This window comes from Serratia sp. A07 (assembly GCF_058725505.1).
The window spans coordinates 43,910-67,955 of record NZ_JBZXDO010000004.1 but is presented as its reverse complement, the minus strand read 5'-3'; the positions used below and the strand labels follow the sequence as shown (position 1 = coordinate 67,955).

The 24,046-nt window shown below is 62.2% G+C and carries 22 protein-coding genes and 1 pseudogene; 10 read left to right on the top strand and 13 right to left on the bottom strand.

Annotated elements, in window-relative coordinates:
• The first annotated feature begins 195 nt into the window (after positions 1–195).
• The 4 genes from AC4PR2_RS05735 to AC4PR2_RS05720 all read left to right on the top strand — a co-directional run bounded on the left by AC4PR2_RS05735 (position 196) and on the right by AC4PR2_RS05720 (position 4,180).
• Positions 196–843 carry a LuxR C-terminal-related transcriptional regulator gene (locus AC4PR2_RS05735; protein ID WP_197802293.1) on the top strand — a complete coding sequence of 216 codons (648 nt, stop codon included), beginning with the start codon at positions 196–198 and terminating at the stop codon, positions 841–843.
• Positions 844–982: 139 nt separating this feature from the next.
• Positions 983–2,170, top strand: a complete 1,188-nt coding sequence (locus tag AC4PR2_RS05730; RefSeq protein ID WP_049235384.1) for an MFS transporter — start codon at positions 983–985, stop codon at positions 2,168–2,170.
• A complete protein-coding gene (locus AC4PR2_RS05725) occupies positions 2,167–3,279 on the top strand; it encodes a class II histone deacetylase (protein ID WP_197658009.1) in 1,113 nt (370 codons plus the stop codon). Before AC4PR2_RS05730 ends, AC4PR2_RS05725 begins: the two co-directional genes overlap by 4 nt.
• Before the next feature lie 94 nt (positions 3,280–3,373).
• Complete coding sequence (locus AC4PR2_RS05720) at positions 3,374–4,180, top strand: alpha/beta hydrolase (RefSeq protein WP_201965304.1); 807 nt, start codon at positions 3,374–3,376, stop codon at positions 4,178–4,180.
• Positions 4,181–4,219: 39 nt separating this feature from the next.
• On the opposite strand, the gene AC4PR2_RS05715 is transcribed toward AC4PR2_RS05720, so the two are convergent.
• The 3 genes from AC4PR2_RS05715 to AC4PR2_RS05705 form a co-directional block, all read right to left on the bottom strand.
• Positions 4,220–4,585, bottom strand: coding sequence for a cupin domain-containing protein (locus AC4PR2_RS05715; RefSeq protein WP_015376517.1), 366 nt, complete (start codon positions 4,583–4,585; stop codon positions 4,220–4,222).
• Between the two features lie 18 nt (positions 4,586–4,603).
• On the bottom strand, positions 4,604–5,905 hold the full coding sequence (locus AC4PR2_RS05710) for an NAD(P)/FAD-dependent oxidoreductase (RefSeq protein WP_443014447.1): 1,302 nt from the start codon (positions 5,903–5,905) through the stop codon (positions 4,604–4,606).
• Between the two features lie 101 nt (positions 5,906–6,006).
• Complete coding sequence (locus tag AC4PR2_RS05705) at positions 6,007–6,765, bottom strand: helix-turn-helix transcriptional regulator (RefSeq protein ID WP_063991506.1); 759 nt, start codon at positions 6,763–6,765, stop codon at positions 6,007–6,009.
• A gap of 229 nt (positions 6,766–6,994) precedes the next feature.
• Between AC4PR2_RS05705 and AC4PR2_RS05700 the strand changes: the two genes are divergently transcribed.
• A complete protein-coding gene (locus AC4PR2_RS05700; protein WP_443014446.1) occupies positions 6,995–8,122 on the top strand; it encodes an iron-containing alcohol dehydrogenase in 1,128 nt (375 codons plus the stop codon).
• A gap of 135 nt (positions 8,123–8,257) precedes the next feature.
• On the opposite strand, the gene AC4PR2_RS05695 is transcribed toward AC4PR2_RS05700, so the two are convergent.
• Positions 8,258–9,187 carry a LysR family transcriptional regulator gene (locus AC4PR2_RS05695; protein ID WP_038878382.1) on the bottom strand — a complete coding sequence of 310 codons (930 nt, stop codon included), beginning with the start codon at positions 9,185–9,187 and terminating at the stop codon, positions 8,258–8,260.
• Positions 9,188–9,322: 135 nt separating this feature from the next.
• Between AC4PR2_RS05695 and aptA the strand changes: the two genes are divergently transcribed.
• The 4 genes and pseudogenes from aptA (at position 9,323) to AC4PR2_RS05675 (ending at position 14,797) form a co-directional block, all read left to right on the top strand.
• Positions 9,323–10,663, top strand: coding sequence for an omega-aminotransferase AptA (aptA, locus tag AC4PR2_RS05690; protein WP_346420355.1), 1,341 nt, complete (start codon positions 9,323–9,325; stop codon positions 10,661–10,663).
• A gap of 10 nt (positions 10,664–10,673) precedes the next feature.
• Entirely contained in the window at positions 10,674–12,182 is a 1,509-nt protein-coding gene (locus AC4PR2_RS05685; protein ID WP_070915054.1) for a CoA-acylating methylmalonate-semialdehyde dehydrogenase, read from the top strand.
• Between the two features lie 127 nt (positions 12,183–12,309).
• Complete coding sequence (locus AC4PR2_RS05680) at positions 12,310–13,686, top strand: APC family permease (protein WP_060440827.1); 1,377 nt, start codon at positions 12,310–12,312, stop codon at positions 13,684–13,686.
• A 2-nt stretch (positions 13,687–13,688) separates the two neighbouring features.
• Positions 13,689–14,797 (top strand): annotated as a pseudogene (locus tag AC4PR2_RS05675) (DmpA family aminopeptidase).
• Positions 14,798–14,833: 36 nt separating this feature from the next.
• Here the strand turns inward: AC4PR2_RS05675 and AC4PR2_RS05670 are convergent.
• From AC4PR2_RS05670 to AC4PR2_RS05650, 5 genes are read right to left on the bottom strand one after another with little or no spacing between them, the layout of a single operon-like run.
• Positions 14,834–16,084 carry a phospholipase D-like domain-containing protein gene (locus AC4PR2_RS05670; RefSeq protein WP_060440828.1) on the bottom strand — a complete coding sequence of 417 codons (1,251 nt, stop codon included), beginning with the start codon at positions 16,082–16,084 and terminating at the stop codon, positions 14,834–14,836.
• The gene (locus AC4PR2_RS05665; RefSeq protein ID WP_492174946.1) at positions 16,077–16,727 is read right to left on the bottom strand and encodes a MotA/TolQ/ExbB proton channel family protein; all 651 of its coding nucleotides are present in this window, start codon (positions 16,725–16,727) and stop codon (positions 16,077–16,079) included. The genes AC4PR2_RS05670 and AC4PR2_RS05665 overlap by 8 nt, the downstream gene beginning before the upstream one ends.
• Positions 16,728–16,773: 46 nt before the next feature.
• Positions 16,774–19,017 carry a TonB-dependent receptor family protein gene (locus AC4PR2_RS05660; protein WP_060440829.1) on the bottom strand — a complete coding sequence of 748 codons (2,244 nt, stop codon included), beginning with the start codon at positions 19,015–19,017 and terminating at the stop codon, positions 16,774–16,776.
• Positions 19,018–19,056: 39 nt separating this feature from the next.
• Entirely contained in the window at positions 19,057–19,803 is a 747-nt protein-coding gene (locus AC4PR2_RS05655) for an energy transducer TonB family protein (RefSeq protein ID WP_346420356.1), read from the bottom strand.
• A gap of 1 nt (position 19,804) precedes the next feature.
• The gene (locus AC4PR2_RS05650) at positions 19,805–20,212 is read right to left on the bottom strand and encodes an ExbD/TolR family protein (protein ID WP_038878355.1); all 408 of its coding nucleotides are present in this window, start codon (positions 20,210–20,212) and stop codon (positions 19,805–19,807) included.
• A gap of 529 nt (positions 20,213–20,741) precedes the next feature.
• On the opposite strand from AC4PR2_RS05650, the gene AC4PR2_RS05645 reads away from it, so the two are divergent.
• Positions 20,742–21,044: a DUF5862 family protein gene (locus AC4PR2_RS05645; protein ID WP_004933246.1), complete on the top strand. Its 303-nt coding sequence runs from the start codon at positions 20,742–20,744 to the stop codon at positions 21,042–21,044.
• A 50-nt stretch (positions 21,045–21,094) separates the two neighbouring features.
• Here AC4PR2_RS05645 and idi read toward each other — a convergent pair whose 3' ends face one another.
• From idi to AC4PR2_RS05625, 4 genes are read right to left on the bottom strand one after another with little or no spacing between them, the layout of a single operon-like run.
• The gene (idi, locus tag AC4PR2_RS05640; RefSeq protein WP_203090293.1) at positions 21,095–21,676 is read right to left on the bottom strand and encodes an isopentenyl-diphosphate Delta-isomerase; all 582 of its coding nucleotides are present in this window, start codon (positions 21,674–21,676) and stop codon (positions 21,095–21,097) included.
• 42 nt (positions 21,677–21,718) lie between these two features.
• Positions 21,719–21,946, bottom strand: coding sequence for a non-oxidative hydroxyarylic acid decarboxylases subunit D (locus tag AC4PR2_RS05635; RefSeq protein WP_072265380.1), 228 nt, complete (start codon positions 21,944–21,946; stop codon positions 21,719–21,721).
• A gap of 9 nt (positions 21,947–21,955) precedes the next feature.
• Positions 21,956–23,383, bottom strand: a complete 1,428-nt coding sequence (locus tag AC4PR2_RS05630) for a non-oxidative hydroxyarylic acid decarboxylases subunit C (protein WP_492174945.1) — start codon at positions 23,381–23,383, stop codon at positions 21,956–21,958.
• A gap of 2 nt (positions 23,384–23,385) precedes the next feature.
• A complete protein-coding gene (locus tag AC4PR2_RS05625) occupies positions 23,386–23,973 on the bottom strand; it encodes a non-oxidative hydroxyarylic acid decarboxylases subunit B (RefSeq protein WP_060422161.1) in 588 nt (195 codons plus the stop codon).
• Positions 23,974–24,046 lie beyond the last annotated feature (73 nt).

Here is a 24,046-nt window from a genome sequence, read left to right as displayed (position 1 = left end):
TCCACCTTTTCGAAACCGATCAACCATCTAAAAAACATGACTTTTTATTTGTTATTTATGTATTGTATTGCAACCCACCTCACGTTGTTAACATGTTTTTATTGTGTTGCCAAATTGCTACAACTATGCTTGTATCGTTCATATATTGACCGCCAACCTTCTCCAGATTGAATGATAAAGGGAGGAACACGAATCATGCACAGCACCGCATCCGATGCCTTTATCAACAGTTGTTTGGCGACCATTACACACCTGATCCCGGTCTCCGCCGGGGTGTTTTATCTGGTCGATCGCAACCTGCGGCCGGATCACTACATCCTGCACGGCATGCCCGATAAAACGCATCAGCAGTACCTGAACCACTTCCAGCAAATTGACCCGCTGCAGCCGGCCAATTTCCATCGCCAGGACATCACCATGGTCGGCATGAGCCCGGCGGCGATCGCCGGCAACCGCCGCTATTACCACGACTTTATGCTGCCGAACGACATGCGCGACATGACGGAGATCTTCATCCGCCAGCGTAAGCGCATCGTCGCCGGGGTATCGCTGATCCGCGATACGCCGTTCACCGAAGTGGAGCGCGGCCGCCTGCGCGCGGTGCTGCCGCTGATCGAGCTGGCGACGCGCGATCTGTTGCCCGACGGCGAGGCGCAGCTGCTGACCGCCAAAGAGCAAGAGATCGTCAACATGGTGCGCGAAGGCGCCAGCAATAAGCGCATCGCCCTGAAGCTGGGCATTTCGCTGTCCACGGTGAAAACCCATATGCGCAATATTTTCGCCAAAACCGACGTGGTGAACCGCACCGAACTGGTCGCCGGCGGCTTTCTCGCCCACGGTTAACGCCCGATAACGGCCGCCGCTGCCGACGGCCGGAAAATAACGCCAAAACGTATTCGCCATTTATGGCGCGGCCTCCCCCTGCCCGCAATCGGGCCGGGCGGGATATTTCATCGTCACTCAACGCTTGGGGAAAAGGTTTATGTCCAGTGATTCGGTTTCCGCGCCCGCCGTCGGCGCGGCGCTCCCCTGCCCGCCGCGGCTGCTGACCGCCATTATCGTCTTCGCCGCCATCGCGCCGGGCATTCTGATGACCGCCCCCGCCGTGGCCGCCCAGCTCGCCGCACAATGGCAGCTCGGCCCGGCGCAGATCGGCCACCTGTTCTCCACCGAACTCGGCGCCATGAGCCTGGCCACGCTGCCGGCGTGGTGGTGGATCGGGCGCATCAACTGGCGACGGGTCGCTACGCTGTCGGCGCTGGTGTTTATCGTCGGCAACCTGGCTTCGGCGCTGGTGCAGGACTTTACCCTGCTGCTGCCGCTGCGCTTTATCGCCTCGCTGGCGGGCGGCACCCTGATGATCCTGTGCATCACCTGCGCCGCCGGCACCGCCAATCCCAGCCGGGTCTATGCCTTCTGGGTGCTCGGCCAACTGGTGCTGGGCGCGGTCGGGCTGCTGGTGCTGCCGCCGCTGTTCGCGCACTTCGGCCTGATGGCGGTCTACCTGATTCTGGCGGCCATCATGCTGTGCTGCCTGCCGCTCATCCCGGCGTTCCCCAACGGTTTCACCGCCGCCCGCGCCGCCCGCAGCGGCCCCGCCGCCTCGCTGGCGCGCAAGCTGTGTGCCGTGCTGGCGGTGCTGACCTTTTACATCAGCCTGAGCGCGGTCTGGACCTTTATCGGCGGCATCGCCGCCGGCGCCGGGCTGTCGCCGGCCCACAGCGGCCAGGTGCTGGCCGTCGCCACCTTGCTCGGCATCGTCGGCGCGGGGGCAGCAGCGCTGATCGGCGCGCGCTTCGGCGGCGGACGCCTGATCGTACTGGGGTACGCCCTGCTGCTGGCCAGCGTGGCGCTGCTGACGGGCCAGCCCCTGCTGCTGCGCTTCGCCCTGGCGGCCTTGCTGTTCAAGTTCACCTGGACCTTCGTGCTGCCGTTCATTCTGGCGCGGGTCGCCGGGCTGGATAACGACGGCAAGCTGATGAACGGCATCAACCTGGTGATCGGCGGCGGTATGGCCATCGGCCCCACGCTGGCCGGCTCTCTGATCGAATCTTTCGGCGGTTTCAACGCTTTGCTGTTCGGCGCGCTGGGCTGCGCGCTGCTGTCGCTGCTGTTGATTTCGCTGGCTTCACCGCGCGCACCGCGCCGTATAACAGGAGGAGAAAGGTGAAAAGAACAACCGGTTTCTTGTTTGATGAACGCTGTTTCTGGCACAGCACCGGCCTGCACGCCACCACCCTGCCGGTCGGCGGCTGGGTGCAACCGCCTTCGGGCGCCGGCCACGCCGAGTCGCCGGAAACCAAACGGCGCATGAAGAACCTGATGGACGTGTCCGGCCTGTCACGCCAGCTCACCCTGCTGAGCGCCGAACCGGCGACGGAAGAAGACCTGCTGCGCATTCACCCCGCCCACTACCTGCAGCGTTTCAAACAGGTGAGCGACAGCGGCGGCGGCCTGCTGGGAGAGGAAGCGCCGCTGGGGCCGGGCAGCTATGAAATCGCCAAGCTCTCCGCCGGGCTGGCCTGCGCGGCGGTGGAGGCGGTGCTGCAGGGCGAGCTGGATAACGCCTATGCGCTGTCGCGCCCGCCGGGCCACCACTGCCTGCCGGATCAATCGATGGGCTTCTGCTTCCTGGCCAATATTCCCATCGCCATCGAGCGCGCCAAGGCCCGCCATGGCCTCGGCAAGGTGGCGGTACTCGACTGGGACGTGCACCACGGCAACGGCACCCAGCACATCTATTGGCAGCGCGGCGACGTGCTGACGCTGTCGCTGCATCAGGACGGCTGCTTCCCGGCGGGCTATTCCGGCGAACGGGATCGCGGCGAAGGCGCCGGGGCGGGCTGCAACGTTAACGTGCCGATGCTGGCCGGCGCCGGCGACGACGGCTACCTGCACGCCATGCGGCGCATCATTATCCCGGCGCTGGAAAAATTCGAGCCGGAGCTGATCATCGTCGCCTGCGGTTACGATGCCAACGCCCTCGATCCGCTGGCGCGCATGCAGCTGCACAGCGACAGCTTCCGCGCCATGACCGCGCTGGTGCAGGACGCCGCCGACCGGCTGTGCGGCGGCAAGCTGGTGATGGTGCACGAAGGCGGCTATGCCGAATCCTACGTGCCGTTCTGCGGGCTGGCGGTGATGGAACAGCTGAGCGGCGTGCGCACTGAAGTGCAGGATCCGCTGCTGGCGTTTATCCAGCAACAGCAGCCGCGCGACGCCTTCAACCGCTTCCAGCGCGAAGCGCTCGACGAGCTGGCGCGCCAGTTCGGCCTGTAACCCCCTCTCTGCGGGCGCCGCACCCGGCGCCCCTGACAACCTCGCCGCCAGCCGCTACGCTGAAGGGCAACCCTACCACCATGAGAACAATAAGATGCCCGAACAAACCGTCAGCTTTATCAAAGGCCGTCACGGCGACATCGCCGTGCACGACTGGGGAAACGACCAGCCGCGCTATCTGGCGCTGCTGATACACGGCTACGGCGAGCACCTCGGCCGTTACCAATACGTGGCGCGCACGCTGCAGGCACAGGGCGCGCGGGTGTTTGGCCCCGATCACCTCGGCCACGGCCTGTCACAGGGCGAACGCGTGCTGATCGAAGATTATGACGCCGTGGTCGACGACGTGCAGCGCGTGGTCAGCCATTTCCGGCAGCAATACCCCACCTTGCCGCTGGTGGTGATCGGCCACTCTATGGGCGGCATGATCGCCACCCGCTACGTGCAGCGCTACGGCGAGGAGGTGCGTGCGCTGGTGCTGTCCGGCCCGCTGCTTGGCGACAGAACGGCGATCTCCGATCTGGCCGAACTGCCGACGATCCCCGACGCGCCGCTGGATACCGCCACCCTGGCGCGCGATCCGGCGGTCGGCGCGGCCTATCAGGAAGATCCGCTGGTGTGGCACGGGCCGTTCAAGCGCCCCACCCTGCGCGCCATGCAGCGGATCCTCGCCGCCATCAACGCCGGGCCGGGCTTCGGCGCGCTGCCCACGCTGTGGATCCACGGCGACGACGATCGGCTGGTGCTGATGAGCGAAACGCAAACCGCGCTCGATCGTCTGCGCGGCGACGATTTCGAACGGATGATCAATGCGGGCGGGCGGCACGAGAGCTTTAACGAAACCAATAAGGATCAGATCCTCAAGCGGGTGACCGATTTTATTGCGCGGGTGTTAGGCTAAGGCGCTCCCCCTCAGCGGGCCGAGGGGGGCATGACGGCGTCAGCCTTCGACGATGGCGAGATAGTGTTTGACGAAGCGATCCGAGGTGATGTCCCAGCGCACCGGGGTGCCCTTCTCGACGAACCAGGAATCGCCGGCCTGATACTGCACCGATTCGCCGGTGCGTTCGTTGGTCAGGGTCGCGCTGCCTTCCCACACCGTGGCGTGCTCGGCGAACGGATACTCCATCACGAAGCTGCCGCGGGTGCAGCTGAACACGCCGCAGTTCAGGTTGTCGGTCGGTTCGCCGAAAATGCTGGCCACGCCGACGTTTGGCGTGCCGGCGATCACCGTGGCGCCCAGGTTGCTGACGCTGCCGATCTCCAGCAGTTCCGGCAGCGGTTGTTTAAGCAGTAACGGTTTCATGAGATTCTCCTCTGAGGGTTAACGGCGGCCTTTCCAGTAGCCGGATGTCTGGTGCCAAACCTTACCGGCGGTGGTCATCACCCGCCGCAGCTTGTCCTTGCCGAAGATGTTGACGTGCGGGATCGAGCTCATCAGATCGTAACGATCGGATCCTTCGCTCATGCCCTCCGCCAGCACCTTGCACACGATGTGGCTCGGCGTCACGCCGAAGCCGGAGTAGCCCTGTACGTAAAACACATTGTCGCGATCCGGCAGCGTGCCGATCTGCGGGAACAGGTTGGCGCTGCAGCACAGCGGGCCGCCCCAGGCCAGATCGATCTTCACGTCTTTCAGGTACGGGAACACCTTCAGCATCAGGTTGCGGTTCCAGGCCTTGAGATCCGACGGGAAATATTCGATCAGGCGGGTGGCGCTGCCGAACAGCAGCCGGTTTTCGTTGGTCACCCGGTAATAGTCGATCACCGGGCGGATGTCGCTGTAGGCGCCGCGGATCGGGCTGATCTGGCGGATCAGATCGTCAGACAGCGGCTCGGTGGCCAGCTGGAAGGCGTAGGTATTGATGGTCTTGCGGTAGATCTGCGGCTCCATGCCGTTGAGGAAGCCGTTGCAGGCCCACAGCATCTTGTTGGCGCGCACCGAGCCCATGGCGGTGCGCACCGTGATGCGCGGCCCGTACTCCACGTTGAGCACGCTGCTGTTCTCGAAGATTTTCACCCCGTAGTCGCTCAGCGCCTTGGCCTCGCCCAGCAGCAGGTTGAGCGAATGCACGTGGCCGCCGCCCATGTGTTTCAGCGCGCAGGTGTAAGCGTCGGAGCCCACCACCTGCTTCACCTCCGCCCCGGTGTAGAGCTCAATCTCCTCCTGCGGCGCTACCGCCTTGAACTCCTTCAGCCAGCCGCGCAGGGTCTTCTCCTGGCGCGCGTTGCTGCCGAGATAGCCGTAGCCGAAGCAGAAGTCGGCGTCGATGTCATATTTCTTGATGCGCTCGCGGATAATGCCGGCGCCGAGGTTGCTGATTTTGAAGATGGTTTCCAGCCCGGCCGGGCCAACGTGGCGCTTGATCTTCTCCAGATCGTGGCCGATGCCGGCCATCACCTGGCCGCCGTTGCGCCCGGTGCCGCCGTAGCCCAGATAGCGGCCTTCGAGAATGGCGATGTTGGTGATGCCCTTCTCCGCCAGCTCCAGCGCGGTGTTGATGCCGGAGAAGCCGCCGCCGATGATCACCACGTCGACGTCCAGATCCTCTTCCAGCGTCGGGAAGCGCAGATCGTATTTTTTGGTCGCCGCGTAGTAGGTTAAGGACTCGATTTCGTTGTTCACTGCCGCACTCCCGATTGCCTATGCCATGACATCGGATTATCGGGAGCAGTGGATTAGTCCGCTATGTCCCCTTAGGGACATTCGCTACAAAAAATTAACATTCACGCGCTGCGGCGCTGCGGGGCGGTCAGCAACAGGCTGAACAGTTCGGCCTGCGAGCCGATGTTCAGCTTGCCGTAGATGTTCTTGCGGTGATTTTTTACCGTGCCGAGGCTGATGAACAGCCGGTCGGCAATCTGCTGCGAACCGCAGCCGGCGAGGATCAGATCGACAATCTCGCGCTCGCGCGGCGTCAGCAGATAACGCGCCTGCGCGCCATCGTCGTTCCCCATGTCGGCCTCGGCCGGTGCCGCCACCACTTCGCCATGCAGCCGCGCCACGCTTTTCACCAGCGTCAGCGCGCTGCGCAGATCCGCCCGCTGCGGGTAGCGCACCGCCACCGTGCGGCACGCCGAGCCGAAGAACACCCCCAGCCCGCGCTCCGGCGTCAGCTGCAGCAGCACGCCGGCCTCATCGTGCCAGCCGGTCTTGCGATAAAAATTACGGTAATAGTCGCTGTGATAAAACCCGCAGGGCGCCAGCTGGCGCAGCGTGAGCACCTCGCCTTCGCCGCCGTCGTTCAGCGCGCGGTAAAACGGATCCTGCAGATAGGCGCCCTGTTGGTAGATCTGGTTAACCGCATCGCTGTTTTCCCGCTCGGTTTTGATCAGGCAGCGCGGCGGCCGGCCGCGTTCGAAGGCATAGACGATGGCGTTGTCGAAGGCGAAAAACCCTTCCAGCCAATTCAACAGGCTGGGATAAAAGCGCGGGCTGGCCACCGCATCGATCACCGCAGACAAGCGTTCAACCTGAATATCCATACCCGCCTCGCCATTATTAATACATTAACAATCTACCGATTTCGGATGGGGTTAGCCGCATGGCGGCCAGTACTGTTAAAAAAAGCATCCGGCGCGCCGAAATGCAAGAACGCGATCGTTTACATGTTAAACAACTCACAAGTTGCCGCAGCGGGGAAAGCGGTGGCCGCTCCGCGCCCGCTGGCTTATGCTGTGGCATCGCGCCCTGCAACGCCGTCAAGGAGACCTCATGTCCGTCAGCCACATCATCGCCAACCGCCAGACCTGGTTCGGCCACGGCAGCATCCAGCAACTGCCGCCGCTGCTGCTTGCCAATCCGCAGCCGACGCTGCTGTTCAGCTGCCGATCTTTTCTCAACGGCCCGGTGTACGCCGGCCTGCGCGAATCGCTGGCGCCGCTGCTCATCGGCACCGAGATCGTCAGCCACGAGGCGTCGCCGCAGGAAATAGACGCCTGGGTGGCGCGCTGGCGCGGCCAGGCACGGCGCGTGGTGGCCATCGGCGGCGGCAGCGTGCTGGATGCCGCCAAGGCGTTCTCCGCGCTGGTGGAGCATCCGCTGCCGACGCTGCGCTATATGGAAAAAGTGGGCGACAGCAAAATCAGCGGCGCCACCCTGCAGCTGATCGCCATTCCTACCACCGCCGGCACCGGCAGCGAGGTGACGCAGAACGCGGTGATCACCGACACCCAGGTCAGCAAAGTGAAGGCCTCGCTGCGCCACAATAACTTCGTGCCGCACACCGCCATTCTCGATCCGCAGCTGCTGGCCGGCGCGCCGGACAAGGTGCTGGCCTACTGCGCCATCGACGCCTTCACCCACCTGTTCGAGGCCTATCTGTCGAAAACCGCCGGCGCCATGACGCGCGACATGTCGCTGAGCGGCATCCGCCACTTCCTTGCGGCCTGGCCGGCGCTCAACCGCAGCGACGCGGCGCGCGAAGCGATTATGCAAGCTTCGTACCTTGGGGGGCTGACGCTGAGCGCCGCCGGGCTGGGGGTGATCCACGGCATCGCCGGCGAGATCGGCGCGCTGCGCGACTACCACCACGGCCAGGTCTGCGGCCGCCTGCTGCTGCCGTTCCTTGCCCTGTTGGAAAGCAGCGAACAGCCGCAGCAACGCGCGCTGATGGCCGAGCTGGCCGCGCGCCTGTACCCGCACTGGCAGGGCAGCCCGGAGAGCTACCTGACCGATTTCATCACCCGCCACGCCATCGCGCCGTTCTGGCAGGACGATTTGCCGATTTCCGGCCAGGAATTGGCGGTGGCACTGGAGAAATCCAACAGCAAGAATTCCTGGATCGACTATGCGCCGGCACAGCGGCAACGGATGATCGAAGAGGCGTTTCGCGTCGAATGATTATATAATCAGATCAACGCACTAGCAGGAGTTAAGGAAATGGGCATCATCGGCTGGATCTTCGCCGGCATCGCGGTCGGCATCCTGGTCGGCGCGCTGATCAGAATCTTCGGCAAGAAGAAAGAGCAGTAAGCGTCACGCTGTTCCGTGGGCCGCCAGCAGGCACTCATGGAACAGCTTCACCACCCGCTGCGGCACCGGCGAGCGGCGCAGCACGCTGGAGTATTCGCAGTGATAGCGGAACAGCGCCGGTTTGATCGCCCGCATCATATTCTGCGCCACGAAAAACGCCGCGTAGTGATCCGGCAAAAAGCCGACGTATTTGCCGGACAGGATCAGCGTGGCGATCGACTCCTGCGCGAACCCCGTCGCCTTGCGATGCAAATGTTGCTGCAGGCTCAGTTCCATATTCGGCGAATGGTAGCCTAATCCGGCGAAGGCATAATTGTGCAGCAGATCCCAATTTAATGTTTCATGGGGGGCGGAAAATAATTCATGCTGCGCGCCGCAATATAAGAACATCCTCTCACTGAATAACGAATGATAAGATAAACTTTCCGCGCTGCGGTGCATGGGAATAACGCCAACCTGAAATTGTCCGTCAATGACGCCGCGTTCAATGGTATTAATCGGCTCCACGTACATTTGCAAAGAAACCTCCGGCGCACGCTCGCTGAATAATGCGATGGCCCGGCCGATCTGCGCCTGCGGATTGCTGACCGTATGATCGAATATCGCCACGTGCAGCTGCCCGCCCATGCGCTGGTGCACCTCGTCTACCCCGCGCCGGAACGCCTCGGTGGCCGCCAGCAGGTTGACCGTTTCCTGGTAGATAAGCAGCCCCTCGTCGGTGACCGCAAAGCCCTCGCGCCCGCGCTGGCACAGCGTCAGGCCCAGCCGCTGCTCCAGATCCTTGATGTGCTTGCTGATGGTCGACAGGCTGATGTTCAGCTCCAGTTCGGCGGCGCTCATGCCGCCGCAGTCGACCACGGCCTTGAATACCCGCAGCAAACGCAGATCCATATCCGACAATTGCCCTAACAGCGCGCGCTTTTTTACTTGCATAAAACCTTAAGTAAGTTTCGACATATGATTATTCACAGTAGAGAACAAGCGGTACATAGTCAATTTCGCACAACAATTCGTTAACAACTCGGTTTATTTCATTAATCGCTCTTATTTTCCTGTTCGGAGGAAAACATGGCCGCTGAAAATCACCCGCTAAATAGTCTCGATGCCGAAGGGTTAGAGGCCCATTGGATGCCTTTTACCGGTAACCGTAATTTTAAAGCGCAGCCGCGCATCATTACTCAAGCCGCGGGGGCGTATTACACCAGCCATGACGGCAGAAAGATTTTCGACGGCCTGTCCGGATTATGGTGTTGCGGATTGGGGCACGGCCGGCAGGAAATCACCGACGCCGCCCAGCGCCAGCTGGCGACGCTGGATTACTCGCCGGCGTTTCAGTTCGGCCACCCGCTGTCGTTCGAACTGGCCAACAAGATCAAGGCACTGACGCCAGCGGGGCTGGATTACGTGTTCTTCACCGGCTCCGGATCGGAAGCGGCGGACACCTCGCTGAAAATGGCGCGCGCTTACTGGCGCGCCAAAGGCCAGGCGGGCAAAACCTGCTTTATCGGCCGGGAAAAGGGCTATCACGGCGTTAACTTCGGCGGTATCTCGGTCGGCGGCATCGCCGGCAACCGCAAGACGTTCGGCGCCGGCGCCGAGGCGGACCACCTGCCGCACACTCTGCTGGCCGGCAACGCCTTTTCGCGCGGCATGCCGCAACAGGGGGCAGAGCTGGCGGAAGAGCTCAACCGCATCATCGCGCTGCGCGACGCCTCAACGATCGCCGCGGTGATCGTCGAACCCTTCTCCGGCTCCGCCGGGGTGATCGTGCCGCCGATCGGCTACCTGCAGCGCCTGCGCGAAATCTGTACTCAGCATGACATCCTGCTGATCTTCGACGAAGTGATCACCGCCTTCGGCCGCTGCGGCGCGATGACCGGCGCCGAGGCGTTCGGCGTCACGCCGGACATCATGAACATCGCCAAACAGGTGACCAACGGCGCGCAGCCGATGGGCGCGGTGGTGGTGCGGCCGGAGATCTACCACACCTTCATGAACGGCGGCGAGCCGGACTACCAGCTCGAATTCCCGCACGGCTACACCTACTCCGCCCACCCGGTCAGCTGCGCGGTCGCGCTGGCGACGCTGGACATCCTGCAGCGCGAACAGATGGTGGAGCGCGTACAGGCGCTGGCGCCCTACTTCGAGCGCGCGGTGCACAGCCTGCAGGGAGCCAAACACGTCGCCGACATTCGCAACATTGGCCTGGCGGCCGGCATTACGCTGGCGGCGCGGCCGTGCGAACCGGCGCGGCGCCCCTTCGAGGCGGCGATGCGCTGCTGGGAAAGCGGATTTTACGTGCGCTACGGCGGCGACACCCTGCAGCTGGCGCCGCCGTTCATCAGCAGCGAAGCGCAGATCGATGCGCTGATCAACGCCGTGGGCGACGCCCTCAACGCCACCGAATAAGGAGAGAACCATGACCATTACCCATTGGATCAACGGCGAACCCGCCGCCGGCGGCGAACGCAGCCAGCCGGTTTACGACCCGGCCACCGGCCAATCGGCGCAGGAGGTGCAGCTGGCCGACCGCGCCACGGTGGAGCGCGCCATCGCCGCCGCCGAACAGGCCTATCCCGCCTGGCGCGACACCCCGCCGCTGAAGCGCGCGCGCATCATGATGAAGCTCAAGGATCTGCTGGAGCAGCACGCCGACGCCATCTGCCAACTGATCACCGCCGAGCACGGCAAGGTGCTCAGCGACGCCCTGGGCGAACTGCAGCGCGGCATCGAGAATATCGAATACGCCGGCTATGTGCCGGAACTGCTGAAGGGCGAACACAGCAAAGAGGCCGGCCCGGGCATCGACAGCTGGAGCGAGTTTCAACCGTTGGGGGTGGTGGCGGGCATCACGCCGTTCAACTTCCCGGCGATGGTGCCGCTGTGGATGTGGCCGATGGCGGTGGCGTGCGGAAACACTTTCGTGCTGAAGCCTTCCGAGCGCGTGCCTTCCGCCGCGCTGTATATCGCGCGGCTGGCGGCGGAAGCCGGGCTGCCGCCGGGGGTGCTCAACGTGGTCAACGGCGATCGCGAAGCGGTGGAGACGCTGCTGCATGACGGGCGTGTCAAAGCGATCAGCTTCGTCGGTTCAACGCCGGTGGCGGAGCACATCTATCACACCGGCTGTGGGCAGAACAAACGGGTGCAGGCGTTGGGCGGCGCCAAGAACCACGCGGTGGTGCTGCCGGACGCCGATATCCCCGGCGCGGTCGGCGCGCTGATGGGCGCCGCCTTCGGCTCCTGCGGCCAGCGTTGCATGGCCATCCCGCTGGTGGTGGCGGTGGGCAACGGCACCGCCGAAGCGCTGATCGCCGGGTTGCGGCAACAGATGGCCGCCATGCGCGTCGGCCCCGGCAGCGACAACCGCAACGACATGGGGCCGCTGGTGACCCAACAGCATTATCAGAAGGTAAAAGGCTATATCGATCAGGGCGTAGCCGAAGGCGCCGAGCTGCTGGTGGACGGCCGCGAGCTGAGCGTGATCGGCGCCGACGGCCGCCCCAGCCAAGGATATTTCCTCGGCCCGACGCTGTTCGATCGCGTGACGCCCGGCATGCGCATCTATCAGGAGGAGATCTTCGGCCCGGTGCTCGGCGTGGTGCGCGCGGCGTCGCTACCGGAGGCGATGGCCTTGATCGACGCCCACGAATACGGCAACGGCACCTGTCTGTTTACCCGCGACGGCGAAGCGGCGCGCTACTTCTCCAGCCGCATTCAGGTCGGCATGGTGGGGATCAACGTGGCGCTGCCGGTGCCGGTGGCCTACCACTCGTTCGGCGGCTGGAAGCGCTCGCTGTTCGGCGATCTGCACGCCTACGGCCCGGACGCCGTCAGGTTCTACACCAAACGCAAGACCGTGACCCAGCGCTGGCCGGCCTCCGGCGATGCCCGGCGCGCCAGCTTCAGCTTCCCATCGGGACAGGGGTAACACATAAGAACAATAAACTTCCGGGGAGCAACGCTCCCCGGCATTTCCGCGCGCTCCATTTGATTCCTGCGTACAGCCTGTGCAGCAAAACAATAATTCACTCACACGTTAATGGAGTCGTTATCCCATGAAAGAGTCCGCCCCTGAACACACCTTCAAAGGCAATCTCAGCGTCCTCGACGTGGTGATGATCACCGCGTCCGGCGTGACGCCGGCCAGTTCGATTTTCGTCATCGCCCCGCTGGCGATCGCCAGCGCCGGCAGCGGCGCCTTTCTGTCGTTTCTGATCGCCGCCTGCGTCGCCGCCGCCATCGCGCTGTGCTATGCCGAGCTCGGCGCCGCACACCCCAGCGCCGGCGGTGAGTACAGCATCATCAAGCGCCTGTTCGGCACCCTGTGCGGGTTGCAGACCTATCTGTTTATCCTCAGCGCCTCGCTGTTCGTGCCGGCGGTGCTGGCCACCGGCGCGGTGCCCTACCTGAACACCGCGCTGGGCACCCAGTTCGACGCCTCGACCGCCGGCATGCTCACCGTGCTGGTCGGCGGCATCTGCGCCATTTTCAACATCAAGGCCAACGCCCTGCTGACCGGCGCCTTTCTGGTGGTGGAAGTGGCGGTGCTGGCGCTGATCGCCTGGCTCGGCTTCAGCCACCCGCATCAGAGCACGGAGATCCTCACCGCGCCGGTGATGCTGGACGCGCAGGGCAGCCTGGCGCCGGTGTCGCTGCCGCTGATCGTCGCCATGGTCGGGGTCGCGCTGTTCTCCTACAACGGCTACGGTGCGGCGGTGTACATGGCGGAAGACATGCGCGAACAGGGCAGGCCGATGGCGATCGCGATCATGCTGACGCTGGTCATCGTGGTGCTGGTGGAGCTGGTGCCGTTCACCGCCCTGCTGATCGGTTCGCCGTCGCTGACCGAGATGGCCAAACAGGCCGATCCGGTCGGCTATGTGGTCACCCAGCTCGGCGGCCCGACGCTGGCGCGGGTGGTAAGCGGCGCGATTTATCTGTCGGTGTTCAACGCCATCATCGCCATCGTGGCGCAGTTCAGCCGCATGATGTTCGCCAGCGGGCGCGACGGCTTCTGGCTGCCGACGTTTAACCGGGCGCTGAAAATCATCCACCCGCGCTTCGGCACTCCCTGGATCGCCACCCTGCTGTTCGGCGTTCCGTCGGCGCTACTGGCGTTTTGCTCCGATCTCGAATCGCTGACCTCGTTCACCGTGATCCTGCTGCTGCTGGTGTACATCATCATGGCGGTGGCGGCGCTGATCAGCCGCCGTCGCCGCCACTTCCACCACCCGTATCTGATGCCGCTGTGGCCGCTGCCGGTGGTGGTGGCGCTGCTGTGCTGCCTGTACGTGCTGTGGACGATTTTGATCGCCAGCAGCCTGAAAGACTTTATTATCATTGCCGGCATTATCGGCTTCGGGCTGGCGCTGAACCATCTGCGCGGCCGCCAGACGGCGCCCCTCGCCGCCCCCTCAATAGAAGGAGAATAACCATGACGCAGCGCGCTCAGGATCTGGGCATTATTATCGGACAGGCACGCCCGGCCCGCTGAACGCCATCACCGACGTGCCCGGCGTGCGCGTTGGCCATGCCAGCATTCATGCCGATTTGGCGGACGGGCGCAGCGTGCGCACCGGCGTGACGGTGATCGAACCGCGCCCCGGCTCCGCCCGCCACGCCCCCTGCTTTGCCGGCGTGCACGTGCTGAACGGCAACGGCGACGCCACCGGCCTGGAATGGGTGCGCGAAGCGGGCCTGCTGACCAGCCCGATCGCCTTCACCAACACCCACAGCGTGGGCGTGGTGCGCGATGCGTTGATCGCGCTGGAGCGTGAAACGCTGCCCGCGGGCGACAACGCGGTGTATTGGAATATGCCGGTGGTGATGGAAACCTTCGACGGCCTGCTCAACGACATCAACGGCTTTCACGTCAAGGCCGAGCACGTGCGCCAGGCGCAGCAGGCGGCCCGGGGCGGCTTGCCGCAGGAAGGCGCGGTCGGCGGCGGCAGCGGCATGATCTGCCATGAATTCAAAGGCGGCAGCGGCACCGCGTCGCGCCGCTTGCCCGCCGATCAGGGCGGCTGGACGGTGGGCGCCATCGTGCAGGCCAACCACGGCAAGCGCGAATCATTGCTGGTCGGCGGTTACCCGGTAGGCCGGCATCTGGGGCATCTCCCCTCGCCGTTCACGCCGCAGTTGCCGCATCCCGGCATGGGCTCCATCGTGGTGGCGCTGGCGACCGACGCGCCGCTGCTGCCGCACCAGTGTGCGCGGCTGGCGCAGCGCGCCAGCATCGGCATCGCCCGCACCGGCGGCGGCACCGAGGACTCGAGCGGCGACATTTTCATCGCCTTCGCCACCGGCAACGACGGCCTGCCGCCCGCCGACTACGCCAACAAAGGCGCCTTCACCACGCCGCTGCGCATGGTGAACAACGACTACATTTCGGCGCTGTTCGCCGCAGCGGCGGAAGCGGTGGAGGAAGCGATCGTGAATGCGTTGCTGGCGGCCAATACCGTCAGCGGCAACGGCCACCGGGCGGAAGGGTTGAGCGCCGAGCAGCTGGTGACGGCGCTGGAGCAGGCCGGCTGGCGTCGGTAAAAACACAGGGCGCGGGGGTTAACCGCGCCCTGCCTATCAGGATTCGCCGCCCGGCTTGGGCGTCGGGTAGTCGTAATCCAGCCGCAGCGGTTCGGCGTAGACGCTGTTCCACAGCTGTTGGTACAGCTTGTCCAACCGCCCGCTCATCGCCGCACTGTGCATCACCAGCTCCAGATTGCGCGAGTTGTCCAGATAGCCGCCGGTCCAGTTGCTGGTGCCCACCCAGGCAATCTCATCGTCGATGGTCATCAGCTTGCTGTGGATCACGCGGGCAAACGGAATGAAGCCGCTACTGGCCGGTGGTATGGTCACCACTTTGATCTGCACGTTCGGCACCAGCGCCAGGCTCTTCAGCCAGGCGATATCCGGCTTTTTGGTGTTCCAGTTGGCCACCATCAGTTCGATCTGCACCCCGCGCGCCGCCGCGCTGCGCAGCGCGTTGTCGATCACCGCATAAAAGGGGCGGCTGCGTTCCGGGCCGAACGACAGCGGCGCGTAGTCCATCACCTGCACCCGCACCCGCCGCTTGGCGCCGGCCAGCAAGCGCGGCAGCTCGGCCTGCGAGTCAATCACCCCCGCCGGGTTGTAGGCGCGCGGGCTGGCCACCAGATAGTTGCCCTGCGTCGGCGCCGTCATCGGCGAATCGGGCAGCGGCGGCACCGGTTTATCCTGCGCCAGCAGCGCCTGCGCCTGCCAATCTTGCTCGAAGATCGCCTGGATCTGCCCCACCACTTTGGCGTCGCTGATGCGCAGCCCGGTTTCGTGAATATGCTCCAGCGCGCGCCAGTCGAAGTTCTGGCTGCCGACGAATGCCTGTTCGCCGTCCACCAGCAGATACTTGGCGTGCAGGATGCCGCCGCTCAGCTTCTGGTAAGGAATAATGCGCAGCTCCAGATTGGGGATCGCCTTCAGCTGTTCCAGCGTCTCGGCGGTAGAAATGCGAATGCCCTTATCTTCCACCAAAAAGCGGATTTTCACCCCGCGTTCGCCGGCCGCCTTCAGGTGCTGCAGCACGCCATCCAGCAGCGAACCGTCCTGATTCGCCACGTAGAACTGCCCCAAATCGATGCGGGTTTTCGCCGCGTCGAACATCTCGCGCCACACCTCGGCGGTGTTGCGCAGGTCGTCGGCCTGCAGCGCGGTTTCCACCGGTGCGGTGTACACCAGCTCATAGCCGGGAATCGCAAAACGCGCCGCAGCGCTCTGGCTCAACATCAACAAACAACCGCCCCACAATGCCGTATAAAGGCGGCCGAGCGGCCGCCGTACTGGATGGCCATTAGGCATAGCGCGGCGCTCCGCTGTCAACCCATTGTTCGCCGCTGCCGCTCTCCGGGCGGCTGGCCGGTTGGCCGGCGCGGATCAGCAGCACCTTCAGCAGTTCGTTGATGCGCTCCATGCGGCTCTGCAGGAAGTTGTTGGCCACCAGGCACAGCAGCGCGATGGCGATGCCGAGGCCGGTGGCGTACAGCGCGGTGCCCATCCCGGCCGACACCAGGCTCGGCTCGGACACCCCCGAGGCGGCCAGCGCCTTGAAGGTTTCGATGATCCCCATCACCGTGCCCAGCAGCCCCAGCAGCGGCGCGGCGGTGACCACGGTTTCCAGCAGCCACAGGCCGCGCGCCATCGGTGGCTTGCTCAGCAGGTACTGGGCGTCGATCAGATCGCCGATCGCCTCGCGGTCGCCGGCGCGGTGCTTCTGCGCCAATACCGGCGCGATCACCGCCATCGGCAGGCTGTTACGCTGGGTCAGCTCGTCCGGCAGATCGGCGGCGCGACGCACGTCCGGCGTCAGCGCCTGCTCCAGCCGGCGCGCCTGGCGCTGGGTATAGGCGAAGTACAGCGTGCGTTCGATGATGATCACCAGCGCGATCGCCAGCGCGGCGTACATCACGTAGAAACTAATGTCGTGCAACAGATTGGCGTCCATACAGGGCTCCTCTTTCCCGCCGCCCGGCAGGCGGCAGGGTATTCAGTTAAAAGGTGGCTTCCAGCGAAACGCTGAAGGTGCGTTCTTCGCCGACGTTGTAATACGGCGTGCTGGCCTTCACGCCGCCGTAAGGCGCCGCGTTGAAGGTGGTGGTGCGCACCGAGGTCAGGTATTCCTTGTCAAACAGGTTGCTGATGCCAAAGCGCAGCGCAGCGCTTTTGACGATTTTCTTGTCCACCGGCAGATGCACCCCCGCCGCCAGATCGAACACCGTGCGGCCGCCGATCTTCTCGTCGTTGGTCAGATCGCCGTAGAACGAACTGACGTACTTGCCGCTGACGCTGCCGTAATACAGCCCGTCGTCATAACCCAACGTCATGTTCAGCAGGTTTTTCGGCACGTTCGGCACCTCTTTGCCGGAGGTCGGCAGCGGCAGCCCGCCGTTGCTGACGATGTCGCTCTTCTGCTTCGATTGGGTATAGGTATAAGAGGTGTAGTAGTTGAAGTTATGCGGCAGTTGGCCGCTCCACTCCAGCTCCAGCCCTTTGTTCTCCACGTTGCCGATGTTCATCATCTCGTAGTCGCCGGCCGAGTTGGTGGTGGAGATTTGGCGATCGCTGTAACGCATGTAGAACAGCGTGGCGCTCAGCAGCATGTCTTCCTGCTGGAAACGCCAGCCCAGTTCGTGGTTCCAGCTCAGTTCCGGCTTGGTGCTGAGCGAGTCGCCGACGTTGTACAGCACGTAGTTTGGCGGTGTGCGCATGTTGCGCGTCAGGTTGTAGAACACCTGGTTTTCCTGGTTCACCTTGTAACTGGCGCTGAAGTTCGGCAGGAATTCATGATAGGTGGCTTTGCGCTTCTCCGGCACGTTGTACAGGCTGCCGCGGTTGTCCCCTTTGCGCTCCACGTACTGATAGGCCAGGCCGCCGACGAAGGTCCAGTCCGGCGTGGCAAACCAGGTGTCCTGCAGCCACACCTTCTGCGCCGGAGTGATGGTGTACTGGTTGCGCCCCTGAACGGTGTTGCCGTTGGCGTCCTTCACCTGATCGGATCCGCCCGGCTGTCCCCAAATCTGCGACGGGTTGCCGTCGCCCTTGATGCTGATGAACGGCTGAGTCTGCAGCTGACGTGCGCGCTCATACCAGTAGCCGACGTCCAGGCTGTGCTGCTCGTTGATGTCCCACTTCAGCTTGGTGGTGATGCCCGGCCGCCAGGTTTGGGTCCACGATGGGCGGTAGTAGGTGTTGGATTTCAGGTTGCTGAGATCGTACTGCCCGGCCTTGCTGGAGGTGTTGGACAACACCGAGGCCGTCTGGCCGTTGAAGCTGCCGCCGTTGCCCCAGTAGTAATACGGCTGTAGGGTCAGCGACAGGTTATCGCGCAGCTGCAGCTTCTGGGTGAACGACAGCGTGAAGTTTTCGAACGGGTTGCGTTCAATCTTGTAATACTTGTTCAACTGCCCTTTGTTGTTGTACTCCGGCGTAGTGACGTAGTCGGTGTCACGGCCGTCGTTTTGGAACTGCGCCTTGCTCAGAGTGTTGTAGTTGGTGTTGTTCTGGCGGTTGTACTTCATCACCAGATTGCTGCTGTTGCCGTTGCCGTCTTCATACAGCGAGTTCATCTCGAACTTGTCGGAGTACAGTCGCCCTTCGCCGCGCCACTTCTTCGCTTCGGTGTGCGAATAGGAGAGCCAGTTACTGAAGCCGTTGTACTCGCCGGTGTCCAGGCGGGCGAAGGTTTTGCTCAGGCTGTTGCTGCCCAGCGTCTGCTTGACGAAACCGCCGAAGTCTTTCGCCGGGCGGCGCGTCACCAGGCCGATGTTGCCGCCGCTGGAGCCGATGTGCGGGCCGTCCGCTTCGGAAGACCCCTGGGTGACGAACACCTCCTCCAGGTTTTCCGCATCGCCCAGCAGGTTCGGGTACACCGCGTAGTTGCCGGAGTCGTTGATCGGAATGCCGTCCATCGACAGGCCGATCTGATCCGAGTTCATGCCGCGCATGGTGTAGTCCACGCCGCTCAGGCCGCTGGCGTCGTTGCTGTTGACGTTCAGGCCCGGCGTGTATTTCAGCTTGTCGATGGCGTTGGCCGCCGACGGCATTTTGTCCATCGCCTCTTTGGTGACGGTGGAGCGCGCCTTGGCGCTGTCATCCTGCACCATCATGCCGCCGCCGAGCGACTGCCCCTTGACGCTGATGGTGCCGACATCGGTGGCGTCGGCCGCCAGCGCGGCGCCCGGCAGCATCGCCGACATCACCGCCAGATAGATCCCAGAACGATTAAACGATTTCATTGTGTGCATCCCATAAAAATCAAACGATTAACCCTTGCGCTAAGGCGCCTGATAATTGAACGTTGCGGTAAATCTTTTGGTTGTTTGCCCGGCGAACGCCTCGCTCGGGAACGGCTTCACTGAACTGATGCTTTGCAGGCTGCTCATCGCCGCGCGGTTCAGCAGCATGCTGGCGGCTTTGTTGGCGATGCCGGAAGAGAGCACCCGCCCGCTGCGATCGACCTCCAGCCACACTTCGACGTTGCCCTGCGGGCGCTCGAGCGAGGCCTGGCGCCCGCTCGGGTAGCGCTTGCGCTGTTCCAGCTCGCGGCGCAAGGCCTGCAGATAGCCGTTTTCAATCGCCTGCGCGTTCACCTTCGGCGCCGTCGGGGCGGCCGGCGCGGGCTGCGCCGCCGGTTTGCTCACCAGCGCGCGCGGGGCGGCAGGCGCCGGCGTCGCTTTAGGCTTCTCTACCGGTTTGGCTTTCTCCTTCACCGGTTTGGGTTTGGGCTTCGGCTGCGGTTTCGGCACCGGCTTGGCTTCCACGATCGGTTCCGGCGCCGGCACCACCGGTTCGGGGATCGGCTCCGGCTCGGGCGGCGGCGGTTCGGGCTGGGGTTCCGGCGGCGTTTCCGGTTGGGGTTCCGGCGCCGGTTCAGGCTCCACCAGCGCCAGTTCGATGGCGGTTTCGTCGTAGCGCGGCTGGATCTTCAGCGCCGCCTGCTGGCTGGCGAACAGCAGGCAACCGGCGACAATCAGCGCCGGCAGCCAGCTGAAAAGATGACGTGAGCGATAGAGCAGATACATGTCACAGCTTCCGTGTCGCGATGGAGACGGAGAGGAAACCGCCCTGGCGCAGGTTGTCCATGACCGCCACCAGCCGCTCGACCGCCACGCCCTTGTCGCTGTTGACGATGATGGTGGTGGTCTGGTTGGCCTGCTGCTGTTGCTTCAGCGTGTTGACCAACGCGTCGAGCGCAATTGGCTGGCCATCCAGCTGCAGCTGCTCGTCGGCCCCCAGCGTGACGATCGCTTTTTTCTGCGGTTTCAGCTGCTGCGCGCTGCCGGCAGACGGCAGCTGCGTTTTCAGCCCGAGCGCCGGAATGACGTTCAGGCTGATCAAGACGAAAAACACCAATAAAAACATCATCACGTCGATCATCGGGATCAGCTCGATGTGCGCTTTATTCTTTTTCGGTTCGTTCCAGTTACGCATGACACTCCCTCCCAAAAGCGAAGCAGCCAATATAGGAGGGGTTTGTTTACCTTTTGTTACGCTTGTGTGATCTTATTTTCACAGTGTGGATTTTTTGCGAGAATTTTTTCAATGACGGGAGGCGAGCGCGGAGATATAACCCATTAATTAGCTATAGTTTTTAATGGAATAATCACAGGGCGGACGCACTCGCCTAACGGGTAGCAGAGCCTGAAATGTGAAAATAGTGACAGCCACGGCGGGCCCACGGCAACGACAAGAAGAAATCGCCTCAGCCCGTCCGCAATAAGGGCATGATGGGGTTTCCAGTGATATCGCCTTTTTTAACCAAGAATATTCTCAACCCCTGTCATAAAAATATCGACAGAAAATAAATAGTCGCATATATAACCAAACAATATTCCTCATTGGATATATTATTGCCAACAGATTATCAGCTGTTATATTTTTAAAGTGGAATAGCGCCACAGCGTTATTCTCGGTATTAATTAACCCCACTAAGTCACCCTTTTATTTATAAGGATTGTATATGAAAGTACTTAGTCAATATGAAGAGCAGTACGTTAGCGGTGGCGATCTGAACGCGGCCTGGGATGGGTTGCTGGACGGCGCCATGACCGGCGCGCTGATTGCAGGCAAATCCGCAGGGGCCGGCGGCTTTATTGCCGGCGCCGTCGGCCAACTGGTCGGTACCATCATCGGCGGCGTCGCAGGCGGTGTGGGGCTGGGGCTGTATGGCCTGACCCATACGCAGCAGGAAGTGGCGGACTACGCAAAACATTTCCGCGAAACTATCGGCTCCACCTCGACCTCGGTCGGCGGCAGCCTGTAAGCACGAATAGATAGTCACCCTCGCGGTGGCTATTTATTTTATTGCCGCCCTCACCCTACGCCGCCCGCTGAACGCTTGATCATTATCGCATCCCGGTATTCTTTCAAACCTGCCGCTATCGCGTCGGTATTTAATTGCGAAACCATCCACGGGCTAAAACCGAAAGGCGTTAATTTTACCGCCGCCATTAAATGGTTGAGCTCGACCCAGGCATAATCCGCGACCTCATCCGGATTGCGATGGAGCGCGCCTTTAATTTGCGCGGCAAATACCGGGCAAACTTCATTTTCCATTACGCCGGACGCATCGGTAGCCTGATAGCTGAAAGCTTCGCTCAGCAACATTATCTGCTCCACCTCCGTGCCCAGTTCAACCTGGGCGCGGCGCATCACCGCCTGTGCCAGCGCCTCTTGCGGCAGAGGATGGCCGCAAAAGGAATTGGTCCAAACCCCCGGCCAGGCGGTTTTACTCAACGCACGTCTTGTGGCCAGCACGTTGCCCTCTGGGGTAAAGAGATAGCATGAAAAGGCCAAATGCAGCGGCGTATGATGCGTGTGCACCTGATTTTTCGGCATCGTTCCGCAAGGCTGCCAGGCGGCATCGAGCAAAACGACGTCTTCGTTATTCATCATCGCGATTTCCATCTAAAGACGGGCTCTTGCCCGTCTTTGGGTTCATTTCGTCAAAAGAGGAGGAATGGCCGGCACTTCCGGCGCATTATCGATATCCTGCTGAGTCATGCGAAACTCAGGCGGATAATGCTCCCGTTCCGTTCTGCGGGCGGGTTCGGTATTCCGCCAGGTATAAAGACAGTGCTGGCACTGGTATACCGTCCATACGCCCTTGACCGGTGAATGCGCCATGACGTCTATCTGTTTATCGGCACAACGAGGACAAATCATAGGAGCTCCTTAAGGACGGTTAGCCAACATGGCGGTTAATTTATCCACCCACAGGGCGGTCTCAGGTAAATCCTTGACCGGCTGACTGTAGTGGCCACGCGCATCCGGAGCCACCGGCGTTGTCGCGTCGATGATCAACTTGTCGGTAATCCCCGCGGGGCTGGAGCCGGGATCCAGTTCCAGCACGGACATGTTCGGCAATTGCACCAGATCGCCGGCCGGATTGACCTTGGCGGACAGCGCCCACATGACCTGCGGCAGATTGAAGGGGTCGACATCCTCATCGACCATGATCACCATTTTCACATAGCCCAATCCGTGCGGCGTGGTCATTGCCCGCATCCCCACCGCGCGCGCGAAGCCGCCGTAACGCTTTTTGGTGGAAATGATGACGAGCAGCCCGTGGGTATACATCGCATTGACCGCCTGCACTTCCGGAAACTCGGCTTTCAGCTGCTGATACAACGGCACGCAGGTGGCCGGCCCCATCAGATAGTCGATTTCTGTCCAGGGCATGCCCAGATACAGGGATTCAAAAATCGGCCGCGTTCGGTAAGAAACCTTATCGATACGCACCACCGTCATGTTGCGGCCGCCGGAATAATGGCCCGTAAATTCGCCGAACGGGCCTTCAATCTCGCGCTTGCGGCCTTCAATCACCCCTTCGATGATCACTTCAGACCCCCACGGCACATCGAAGCCGGTCAAAGGGGCCGTCGCTATCGGATAGGGGCTTTCGCGCAGGGCGCCGGCCATCTCATACTCCGACTGATCGTATTTCAACGGCGTCGCCCCCATCAGCGTAATGATGGGATCGTTGCCCAGCGTAATGGCAATCGGCAGATCCTCTCCGCGCTCTTCGGCTTTATGCAGATGCAGCGCAATGTCGTGCATCGGCACCGGTTGCAAACCCAGCTTGCGTTTGCCCTTCACCTCCATACGGTAAATGCCGACGTTTTGCTTGCCGAAATGAGCGGGATCTTCAGGATCACGGGAAACGACGCAGGCCTTATCCAGGTAAAAACCGCCGTCGCCGTCGTTTAGGCGAAACAACGGCAGGATTTCAAACAGATTAATCTCCTCGCCGTTGACCTCATTCTGCGCCCAGGGCGGATTATCGCGGCGCTCTGCAGAGACAGGGAAATGATCCCAGCGGCGAATATACTCATCGATTTGCTGTTTCACCGGCGTGGTCGGCGGCAGGCCCAGCGCGATGGCGTGATTCTGCCATGAGCCGAGGGTGTTCATCACCACATGCGCATGTTCAAAGCCTTTAATGTTCCTGAATGCAATGGCGGGGGCGCCCTCACCGATTCTTCCGGTGACGTTGGCCGCCGCGGCGATATCCGGTTCCGCCTGCACCTCCTCGGCAATGTCGAGTAATTGCCCGGCCTTATCCAATGCCGCCAAATAACTTCGAAGATCGTCATAAGCCATATTTAACCCTCCTGACTGTAAACCTCTTTTTTTAATCCAGCCCAGCGTTTTGCCCGGCTGTAATCAAGGCCAAACTGGTCCAGAACCCGTGCGACAATATGATCGGTGACGTCATCAATATGAGTGGGATGGTTATAATAAGCGGGCATCGGGGGGACCAATGAAACGCCCAGCTTCGAGAGCGCCAGCATATTTTCCAGATGGATGGCGCTCAGCGGCGTTTCCCTTGGAACCAACACCAGCTTCCGCCCTTCTTTAATCATGACATCCGCCGCTCGGCCAATAAGCCCCTCGGCATAACCCGCGCGAATTCCCGCCAACGTTTTCATGCTGCAGGGAATAATGATCATGCCATCCATGCGAAATGAACCCGAGGAGATCGTGGCGGCCTGGTCGGCCGCACTGTGTGTGACATCAGCCATCGCCATCACGTCACGTACGCTGTGCTTTGTTTCAAGTTCAATGGTCTTTTTGGCCCACCGGCTCAAGATCAAATGCGTCTCTATACCTTCGATATCTTTCAGGGCCTGGAGAAGCGCCGTACCGAGCGGTGCCCCGGTAGCGCCCGTCATCGCGATCGTTAATCTCATGCCTACCTCGACAAAGTTCGTATACGAACAATATGCCAAATCTAGTCCTGGGATCGAGATAAAACAAGCGGGC

Coding starts and splice junctions, on each gene's coding strand:
- AC4PR2_RS05735 (WP_197802293.1), top strand. CDS start 196: ATGCACAGCACCGCATCCGATGCCTTTATCAACAGTTGTTTGGCGACC.
- AC4PR2_RS05730 (WP_049235384.1), top strand. CDS start 983: ATGTCCAGTGATTCGGTTTCCGCGCCCGCCGTCGGCGCGGCGCTCCCC.
- AC4PR2_RS05720 (WP_201965304.1), top strand. CDS start 3,374: ATGCCCGAACAAACCGTCAGCTTTATCAAAGGCCGTCACGGCGACATC.
- AC4PR2_RS05715 (WP_015376517.1), bottom strand. CDS start 4,585: ATGAAACCGTTACTGCTTAAACAACCGCTGCCGGAACTGCTGGAGATC.
- AC4PR2_RS05705 (WP_063991506.1), bottom strand. CDS start 6,765: ATGGATATTCAGGTTGAACGCTTGTCTGCGGTGATCGATGCGGTGGCC.
- AC4PR2_RS05700 (WP_443014446.1), top strand. CDS start 6,995: ATGTCCGTCAGCCACATCATCGCCAACCGCCAGACCTGGTTCGGCCAC.
- AC4PR2_RS05695 (WP_038878382.1), bottom strand. CDS start 9,187: ATGCAAGTAAAAAAGCGCGCGCTGTTAGGGCAATTGTCGGATATGGAT.
- aptA (WP_346420355.1), top strand. CDS start 9,323: ATGGCCGCTGAAAATCACCCGCTAAATAGTCTCGATGCCGAAGGGTTA.
- AC4PR2_RS05685 (WP_070915054.1), top strand. CDS start 10,674: ATGACCATTACCCATTGGATCAACGGCGAACCCGCCGCCGGCGGCGAA.
- AC4PR2_RS05680 (WP_060440827.1), top strand. CDS start 12,310: ATGAAAGAGTCCGCCCCTGAACACACCTTCAAAGGCAATCTCAGCGTC.
- AC4PR2_RS05670 (WP_060440828.1), bottom strand. CDS start 16,084: ATGCCTAATGGCCATCCAGTACGGCGGCCGCTCGGCCGCCTTTATACG.
- AC4PR2_RS05665 (WP_492174946.1), bottom strand. CDS start 16,727: ATGGACGCCAATCTGTTGCACGACATTAGTTTCTACGTGATGTACGCC.
- AC4PR2_RS05660 (WP_060440829.1), bottom strand. CDS start 19,017: ATGAAATCGTTTAATCGTTCTGGGATCTATCTGGCGGTGATGTCGGCG.
- AC4PR2_RS05655 (WP_346420356.1), bottom strand. CDS start 19,803: ATGTATCTGCTCTATCGCTCACGTCATCTTTTCAGCTGGCTGCCGGCG.
- AC4PR2_RS05650 (WP_038878355.1), bottom strand. CDS start 20,212: ATGCGTAACTGGAACGAACCGAAAAAGAATAAAGCGCACATCGAGCTG.
- AC4PR2_RS05645 (WP_004933246.1), top strand. CDS start 20,742: ATGAAAGTACTTAGTCAATATGAAGAGCAGTACGTTAGCGGTGGCGAT.
- idi (WP_203090293.1), bottom strand. CDS start 21,676: ATGATGAATAACGAAGACGTCGTTTTGCTCGATGCCGCCTGGCAGCCT.
- AC4PR2_RS05635 (WP_072265380.1), bottom strand. CDS start 21,946: ATGATTTGTCCTCGTTGTGCCGATAAACAGATAGACGTCATGGCGCAT.
- AC4PR2_RS05630 (WP_492174945.1), bottom strand. CDS start 23,383: ATGGCTTATGACGATCTTCGAAGTTATTTGGCGGCATTGGATAAGGCC.
- AC4PR2_RS05625 (WP_060422161.1), bottom strand. CDS start 23,973: ATGAGATTAACGATCGCGATGACGGGCGCTACCGGGGCACCGCTCGGT.